This window comes from Saccharopolyspora sp. NPDC045941 (assembly GCF_056431445.1).
On the sequence record NZ_JBWKKU010000051.1, the window covers coordinates 62229 to 69470 of the forward strand.

6 protein-coding genes and 1 pseudogene are annotated in these 7242 nt (G+C 67.3%); 4 read left to right on the forward strand and 3 right to left on the reverse strand.

Annotated elements, in window-relative coordinates; all coding sequences use genetic code 11:
* Positions 1-277: 277 nt before the first annotated feature.
* Complete coding sequence (locus AC07FN_RS32665) at positions 278-1807, reverse strand: AbgT family transporter (protein ID WP_478399089.1); 1530 nt, start codon at positions 1805-1807, stop codon at positions 278-280.
* Positions 1808-2019: 212 nt separating this feature from the next.
* On the opposite strand from AC07FN_RS32665, the gene AC07FN_RS32670 reads away from it, so the two are divergent.
* The 3 genes and pseudogenes from AC07FN_RS32670 (at position 2020) to AC07FN_RS32680 (ending at position 4574) form a co-directional block, all read left to right on the forward strand.
* Positions 2020-3183, forward strand: coding sequence for a M20 family metallopeptidase (locus AC07FN_RS32670; RefSeq protein ID WP_478399090.1), 1164 nt, complete (start codon positions 2020-2022; stop codon positions 3181-3183).
* 60 nt (positions 3184-3243) lie between these two features.
* Positions 3244-3930, forward strand: a pseudogene (locus AC07FN_RS32675) (DUF5937 family protein); the annotation flags it as partial.
* Positions 3931-4283: 353 nt separating this feature from the next.
* Positions 4284-4574, forward strand: coding sequence for a hypothetical protein (locus AC07FN_RS32680; protein WP_478399095.1), 291 nt, complete (start codon positions 4284-4286; stop codon positions 4572-4574).
* Here the strand turns inward: AC07FN_RS32680 and AC07FN_RS32685 are convergent.
* A complete protein-coding gene (locus AC07FN_RS32685) occupies positions 4571-5104 on the reverse strand; it encodes an NIPSNAP family protein (protein WP_478399091.1) in 534 nt (177 codons plus the stop codon). The genes AC07FN_RS32680 and AC07FN_RS32685 overlap by 4 nt on opposite strands.
* A 274-nt stretch (positions 5105-5378) precedes the next feature.
* Between AC07FN_RS32685 and AC07FN_RS32690 the strand changes: the two genes are divergently transcribed.
* Positions 5379-5663: a sulfatase-like hydrolase/transferase gene (locus tag AC07FN_RS32690; RefSeq protein WP_478399092.1), complete on the forward strand. Its 285-nt coding sequence runs from the start codon at positions 5379-5381 to the stop codon at positions 5661-5663.
* A 965-nt stretch (positions 5664-6628) separates the two neighbouring features.
* On the opposite strand, the gene AC07FN_RS32695 is transcribed toward AC07FN_RS32690, so the two are convergent.
* Positions 6629-7242 (reverse strand): transposase family protein (locus AC07FN_RS32695; protein ID WP_478399093.1); only part of this gene is annotated, 614 nt, incomplete at its 5' end.

Consider the following 7242-nt stretch of genomic DNA (forward strand, 5'->3'; position numbering starts at 1 on the left):
TCGTTCCAGCAGGAAGCACGGGAACGACGAGCACACCGTGCACTTGCGACACGTTCGGGACCACACGCACCACGCGGGTGCGCGTGAACGTCGACCTCGACGACCCCACCGGCTCCGAAATGCGCCCAGAAAATGCTGGCTCCGGAACATCGACCCCAAGCCGTTTGCCTGGACCGCCACCGCCGGCGAGATCTTCGCCAAGGTTCGACTCGTCCAAACCAACATCAAGAAACTCGTGGACAACAACGCAAAGTAAACAAAGCAGAGTCACGGAACACTAGCGGATCGGGGCGCCGGGGCCGAGCGGGATGCCCAGCAGCCACCACACGAAGAACAGGGCGGTCCAGGCCGCCAGCATGCTCAGCGCGACCGGCAGCGTGCAGGACACGAGAGTGCCGATACCTGCTCCGCGCTTGCGGTAGGTCTGGATGAAACCGACGGTGAGCATGAAGGTCGTGCTCATCGGGGTGATCGAGTTCGTGCAGGAGTCCGCGATCCGGTAGAGGGCCATGGTCGTTGCCGGGCTGATGTCGTGCAGCATCAGCATGGGAACCAGGACCGGTGCGATCAGTGCCCAGAGCGCCTGTCCGCTGGTGATCAGCAGGTTCATCGTTGCGATGCCGATGATCAGCAGCGTGAACAGCACCAGTGGTGGTGCGCCGATCTGCTTGAGCAGGTCGGCACCGGCGACTGCGATGACGGTGCTGAGTTTGGTCCACTTGAACAAGGCGAGGAACTGCGACACCGCGAAGAAGATCACCAGCAGCGGCGCGATCGAGCGCAGCCCGTCGGCCATGAACGCGGGGACCTGGTGACTGTTGGTGATCCGCCCGGTAAGCCGTCCGTAGACCAGGCCGATGGACAGGAAGAACAGCGCGAGGAAGACGGCGATGTTGTCGAACAGCATCGAGTCCAGAATTCCGCCGGACTCCCCGCGCAGCGGAGACGATTCCGGCAGCAGTGCCACGACCAGGGCCGCCACGAACGCCAGCGCCGCAAGACCGGTGAACTTGAGGGCACGGACCTCCCGCGGGCCAGGCATCGCGTCGGCGACCTCGGCCTCCAGCTCGCTGCTGTGATCCGGCTGGAGCGACGCTTCCCGTTTGGCCAGCACGGTCTCGGTGACAAGCGTGATCACCAGGGCGAGGACGATCGCGGACACGGTGGTGAAGTACATGTTGTCGGTGGCACGCACGACGTGGCCGGGATCGACGGCCTGAGCCGCTTCGGTCGCCATCGAAGCGAAGACGACGTCGCCAGGTGCGATCAGGGGGTTGGCGTCGCCCGCGGCGTTGATCGAGACGAACGCGACGATCATGCCCAGGATCGGTGACCGGCCGACCGCCCGGAACGCGACCGCGCCCAGCGGCACGAGCACGATGTAGGCGGAGTCGGACAGGAACTTCGACAACGCTCCCGCGAGCGCCAAGCACAGCACGACCCACCGCGGCGACACGCGGGCGAGCGCCTTGCGGGCTAGTGCGCTGAAGAAGCCCGATCTCTCGGCAACCGCGACACCGAGCATCACGATGGTCACCGTGCCCAGCGGGCCGAAGGTGACGAACTCCTCCTCGACGCCGCCGAAGAACGCGCGGACCCCCTCCGCGGACAGCAGGTTCCGCACCGTGACCGGATCGCCATCGGCCGGGTTGAGCACGGTGGTTCCCGACATCGCCCAGCTGACCAGCGCGGTCAGTCCGGCCAGCAGCCAGAACAGCCAGAACGGGTGGGGGAGCCGGTTGCCGGCCCGTTCGACGAGATCGAGGACCCGGATGAACCGGGTTCTCGGTGCCACTGCCGTACTCATCCGGGCTTCCTCCCTGTCGGTGCGCTTCGGTGGGACGGGACGGTAATCGGGTCCGTGGTGGCGGTCACGTGGTTACCGGGCACGCGGTAACCGACCGGCCGCAGGCCGCCTCACGGTTACCGGGTTCGCGGCAAACGCGCAGCTTAGAGGCCGGTTCGAGAGCGGCGCTGCGGCATCGTGGTCCTGGCAGTGCACGTACGACAGGAGCACACGTGAGCGACATCTTGAGGACCATCACCGACCGGCTGACGCCGCGGATGGTCACTGTGAGCCGGAAGATCCACGCGCACCCAGAGCTGAAGTTCGAGGAGCACCACGCGGCAGGCACGCTCGTCGACTGGCTCGCCGAGGCGGACTTCGCCGTCGACCGGCACGTGGGCGGGCTGCCCACCGCGTTCACTGCTCGTCACCAGACCGGTGCTGATGGTCCCGTGGTCGCGGTGCTCGCGGAGTACGACGCGCTGCCCGGTATCGGGCACGGCTGCGGGCACAACCTGATCGCGGCGGGGGCAGCGATGGCCGCGATCACCGCCGCACGGGCCGCGCCCGACCACCCGGGAACGATCATGGTGATCGGGACCCCGGGAGAGGAGATGGGAGGAGCCGGGAAGATCAAACTAGCGGCAGAGGGCGTGTTCGACGGTGTGGATGCCGCGGTCATGTTCCACCCCGCGGACCGCACGCTGAGCACGCGGCACGGCCTGGCCGCCGCTCATCTGAGGGCGGAGTTCACCGGGGTCAGCTCGCACGCGTCGAAGCTGCCCTGGTACGGCCGCAGTGCTCTCGCCGCCGCGCAGCTGTTCCTCACCGCGATCGACTCGATGCGGCAGTTCGTGCCGCCGACTGCACGGATTCACGGCATCGTCAGCGACGGCGGTCAGGCCCCGAACGTCGTCCCGGCACACGCGGCCGTGGACCTCTACGTGCGGGACGTGGCCACCGACTCCGCCGAGGAGCTCGTCGACCGCGTCACCAAGGCGGCGCACGGCGCGGCGATGGCGACCGGGACGACCGCCTCGGTCGTCGAAACCGGACCCATGTACGCGGACCGGCGCAACAACCTCACCATGGCGCGGCGATTCAGCGACGTGGTGTCGGCACTGGGACTCCCGATCGAGCCGGGATCACCCGACGAGCCTGCGGGGTCCTCCGACATCGGCAATCTCTCCCAGATCGTGCCGATCATCCATCCCTACGTGCAGATCGCCGAGCGGGGCACGCCGGGGCACTCAGATGCGATGCGGGATGCCGCGGTCACCGATCTCGCGCACGAGCGCACCGCGATCGCCGCCCGGGCTCTGGCGCAGGTGGTGACGGACCTGCTCGCCGACCCGGTGTTCTTCGCCGAGGTTCGCGCCGAGTTCCTGAGTTCATAGACTCGGGTCGTGTCGGTTGTCGTGTTGCTGGATGGGGTGCGAGTGGAGCACATCCGGCCGGTGACCTCTCCGCTGGCCGAGCTGTCGGCCTGCCTGCACGTGCTTACTGAGGCCGAGCACCATCCGGGCCTGGCGTCGTGGGCGCGCCAGGTCCTGGACTCGGCGTCGGACGACTTCCTCCGCGTCCTGCGGCAGCTCACACCGCTGTGGTCGTCGATGCGGTGGCGCGGCTTCTACTGCGGTCTGCAAGCCGGCGCGGATCTCGGGTGGCAGCTCGACGAGATCGCCGCTATGCCGTGTGCGCGGTTCGCCGAGCTGACCGCCTACGCCTGCTGCGGCGGGTACCAGGGGCTGGATTTCTCCGATCTGCTCAGCAGCACGGACTCGCAGGCGACCCTGCTGCGGACCGCGCGGGGGCTGTCGAGTGCCCGGCTAGAGCTGGCCGAGCGGTTGATCGACGATCCGGAAGGCTGTCGCGGCGAGATCATCGACTTCCTGCGCGGATGCGCGGAGCTGTTCTTTGACGAGTCGTGGCGCCAGCTCGGCCCGGTGCTGGGGGAATCCACCGGCCGAACGGCTCGCCGGCTCCTGGCCGAGCCACCGGGCCGGGTGCTCGCGTCGCTGAGCCCGACCTGCGCGGAGTACACCGACCCGGCTCGGGTGATCGTCGACAAGCTGCACCACTCGGTGATCCATCCGCTCCGGATGCCGCTGGTCCTGGTGCCGACCTGGTACGGCGCTCCGCATCTGGTGGTCAAGAGCGAACCCGGCATGTTCCCGGTCTGGCACTACCCGGTCGCTCCGCAGGAGGTCGGGATCAACGTGGCCCGGCAGCGGTTGCGACGTGACCCCCTGGGTTGCGATCGCCTTCCCGAGCGCGTCCGGGCCCTCTCGCGGGGCGCGGGCGCTCGGACAAAGCTCCGTGGAGGTCTACCGCGCGATCAGTGCCTAACAGCCCCCGGATACTCAATAGCCACACGTCCGGGCCCCAAGATCCCTCATGTGACTGAGGCCAGAACCCGCCTCCAGATAACAAAAGGTCAGCACCCCTCCCCACACTGCATGCGCCATCGTCACCACCTCCTTCGCCGGAGGGTGTCGTGCTTGAAGTCCAGCACCAGGCCCAGCGACGAAGGCAGGGGGAGAGGTCATCGCTTTGGCTGGTTGAGCGCCCTGGTGAGTTCCCGGTTGGCCGCTCGCGCCGCATCGAGCTCGCTGGTGCCCTCCTCGAGCTGGCCTTGCAGCTCGACAACGTGTTGTTCGAGGGTGGTGATCTGCTGTTGGAGGCGGTCGATGTCGACGGGTGCGCCGAGGCCGGAGTCGTGCCAGGCGCTGGAGCTGCCCAGCTGTACGTCGACGAGGTCCGATCGTTCTTCCGGCAGGTGCGCTAACGCAGCCAGGACCGCGCGGTCGGCTCCAGACGGAGAGTCTCCGGGCTCGGCTCGGGACTGTGGTCCTGCACGGCGACGGTGACGGCCACGTCCTCATCCTCGCGGACCGGCAACGCCGGGAATGTGTTGGGCGCATGCTCGCTGCGCAGGGTCGCAACGACCTGGCTGCCCGTGACGTGGCGGTCGGACACGGTGACGGTGACTAGCTTCCCGGGCGTTTTCGGTCGCGTGAACGGCCCGCATGGCCGCAGCAACAGCACATCGTCGGAGTCGACCATGGTGGCGTTCGCGGCTTCCCGGTGCTCGGCCCAGACCGGCCCGTGGTAGAAGCCGGTCAGGCTGGCGTGGCGGGCCGCCATGTCGGCGAACCCGCGCAGCCACACAAACCGGTCCGGGTCGTCGAGGTCGCTGAATGTGCCGATGATCCGCATGCCAAGCGCTTCCTGCGGCTCGACGAGCTCACGCTCGAACAGCTCGATCAGCACGTCCCGCTGCCCCGGTTTCAGCGTGTACTGCCGCAGCTCGACCACGCCACACCACACCTGCTCCGTCATGACCGCGACCGTAGTGGACCCTCCCGACAATTCCGGGGCATCAACCGGACAGGCGGACGTCGAGCTGGCGGGCACGGCATGTCTTGACCGCCGGGAGTCCCACTGACCAAGACCCAGGTGGTTGCCAGTCCGAGAACCGGCGACGGTGGGGTGGCTGCACCGAACAACGCCCACGATCTGCGCGAGTCGATGGAGTTTGGCCTCCAGCGGGCGCAGCGGCTTCTGCGGCCGGTGAAGGGAAGGCGTGGAGATGTCCGACGTCCAGCAACTCGCCCCGCCCCGACCTCCCGAGGGGGCGCCGAACGTCGTGCTGGTGCTGCTCGACGACGTGGGTTTCGGAGCGGCGTCGCAGTTCGGGGGCCTGATCGAGACTCCGGCTGGGGCGGAGCTGGCGCGGGACGGGTTGCACTACAACCGGTTTCACACCACGGCGATCTGCTCGCCGACGCGTGCCTCTCTGCTGACCGGCCGAGACGCTTACGTATCGATGCCCGCGTGCACCCTGCGCCTCAGGATGACCATGCCGGGATGTTGATCGTGCAAGGTCTCGGAGCAGTCGGTGTCGCGGTGGAAGGCCCAGTTCCTCGAGGGTGGCCGGGCCGGGATCGCCGAGGGTGGCAAGGCCGGTCCGTCGGGCCGTGAGGAGCAGTTGCGGGCCCAGATCGACGATCTGACTACCGCCCTGGGTGAGGCTCATGTCGAGTTGCGGGTGTGGAAGAAGTCTGCGGAGCGGCTGGCCCCTTCGAGGACCTCGAGGTGATCCGCCAAGACGCGTTCAACCGCGTCCGACCGCACGAAGCCCTCAGCTTCGCACGCCCCGTCGACATCCATCAACAAGATCAACAGGCACGACTTTCAACCGAACAAGATTGAGCCAAAAACTTGATCGAGTGACACCGTCATGCGTCCGGTACTTGGCGATGGCCCGCCAACTGGTGATCTTCGTCCCGGCGGGGATCTCCGCCTTGGGTACCCACTCGTCGCCGACTCTGCCGTGGATCCGGATCGAGCCCCAGGTGCCAAGCGGGAGCGGAGGGCGCGCCATGATCATCTCCCAAGAGGATGGGTTGCCCATGGCGCGCGAAGTAGCGGGCTCAGCCTTACGTACGCTGACCTGCACTGATGCGTGCCCCCGGGCTGGCCCCGCGCAGGACGCACACGGATTCCCGATCAGCTCAGCTTCGCTGGGTAACTGCGGATGGGTTGGCGAAGCCCTTAGCCTCAATCCACCGATGGTTGCTGATGGTGATCTTGGTTGGTTGATTGGCTGTTGTTGATCTTGCTGTCGTGTTCAGGGCATGCGTTATCCGCTGGTTTGCCCAGCTTTTCCGTGTTTGTTCCGTGGTTGGCGTTCGTGGCGGGCGGGTAGAAGTCAGTTCGTGGTGGGTGGGGCGTGGGTGGCGTCGAACAGTTGCTTCCAGGCGTATGCCCAGGGCCAGTGGTGGGGCAGGTGCAGGGTCAGTTTTCGGGCGGAGCGGGCGATGCGGGCGGGGGTGTGGATCAGATGCGCTCGGATGTGGTGCTGGTGGTGGCCTTGGCGTGGAATACGGAGGCCAGGGTGCCGGTGGCGCGCAGCAGGTTGTAGCTGATGGCCCACAGGGTCAGCCAGGCGGGGTTGGCGTTGAACTTCCCGGAGGGCAGGTGGGCCAGGGGGCCTGCTTTGGCGTCGGCGATGACCTGCTCGATCACGGCGTGGTGGCGGTGCTGCTGCTCGGCGGTGAGGGTCTGCATGGGGCTGTCGGTGAACAGCGGGTGGTAGCGCCAGGCGGGAAACAGCTCGCCCTGGCCGTCAGGGGTGGCGGGCTTGGCGAGGTCGCGGACCCGGCGCACGATCAGACGGGCGGTGACCTGCTCGTTCTTCGGTCGCCCTGTGAAGGCTGTGTAGTCCGGTATCTCGGCGACCTCGGCGTCGGAGATCAACTCGCCGGTGTCGGGGTCTTCGACGGCCCGAGGGTAGTGGATCCGTTGCCAGGCATGCTCGGGAATCTGTGCGATGGCCGCCGCGATCGAGGGGTTCATGCCTGTGGACAACGAGAAATGCGCTCCGGCCCGGCGGCAGGCGGCGACCACGCCGGCTGTGTAGAACTTCGAGTCCGCACGAACGATCCGTATTC